This is a genomic window from Virgibacillus carmonensis (assembly GCF_057836705.1).
This window is the reverse complement of record NZ_JBYQFJ010000141.1, coordinates 1-731: the sequence shown is the minus strand read 5'-3', so window position 1 is coordinate 731 and position 731 is coordinate 1. Positions and strand designations below refer to the sequence as shown.

Annotated in this window: 1 protein-coding gene; it reads right to left on the bottom strand. The window is 42.8% G+C overall.

Features of this window, described 5'->3' with window-relative positions; genetic code table 11:
- Positions 1 to 59: 59 nt before the first annotated feature.
- Positions 60 to 620, bottom strand: a complete 561-nt coding sequence (locus AC3G7N_RS20970) for a sulfatase-like hydrolase/transferase (protein ID WP_489424092.1) — start codon at positions 618 to 620, stop codon at positions 60 to 62.
- Positions 621 to 731: the final 111 nt, after the last annotated feature.

Below are 731 nucleotides of genomic sequence, written 5' to 3'. Positions count from 1 at the left end.
ACCTTTTCATATTTTGCAATTTCTTCCTTTGGTGCTTGTAATGGAAAGTGTGGTGCACTCTAAGCTCGGTAAAGGAAAAAAGGACTGTTATTTTCTTGGGAATTCTTGATAAAATCCAGTGCATGATCCGTAATCGCATCGGTCGCATAAAATTCTCCATCTTGATAACTGCGTTCAGTTCGCCCTTCAGGCAACCGAGTATATTCTTTTCTATCCCAAAAGCTTGTAAACCCTCCAAGCATCCCGTAAAAATCATCAAAGCCCCTTTCAATCGGTCCTATTTCTCCGACATGCCATTTCCCGGATAAATAGGTATGGTATCCGCCTTGTTTTAAAACCTCCGCAAGTGTAACGCATTGATCTTTTAAATGTCCCCGATATCCCGGTGTTTCCAGATCCTCTGTCATTTCCCCTACACCTGCTTGGTGCGGATATAATCCACTTAGCAACGATGCTCTGCTTGGACAGCAGCGGGCTGAATTATAAAATTGTGTGAACCGCAATCCCTCATTTGCAAGACTGTCTATATTAGGGGTATTGATTTCACTGCCAAAGCATCCCAAATCAGAAAACCCCAGATCATCCGCAAGTATCAATAATATATTAGGCTTATTATCCATTCGCCATATCCCTCCAAAATAAAATCGTTTTCCCACGTCAGCTGCCCGCGGAAAGTGTTTTTCCGCAGCGATCGCCGGATGCCAAACATGATTTAGTTACGTCACAATCTA

What these genes read in the sequence shown, in the direction of transcription:
- AC3G7N_RS20970 (WP_489424092.1), bottom strand. Translation starts at nt 620, where the DNA reads ATGGATAATAAGCCTAATATATTATTGATACTTGCGGATGATCTGGGG.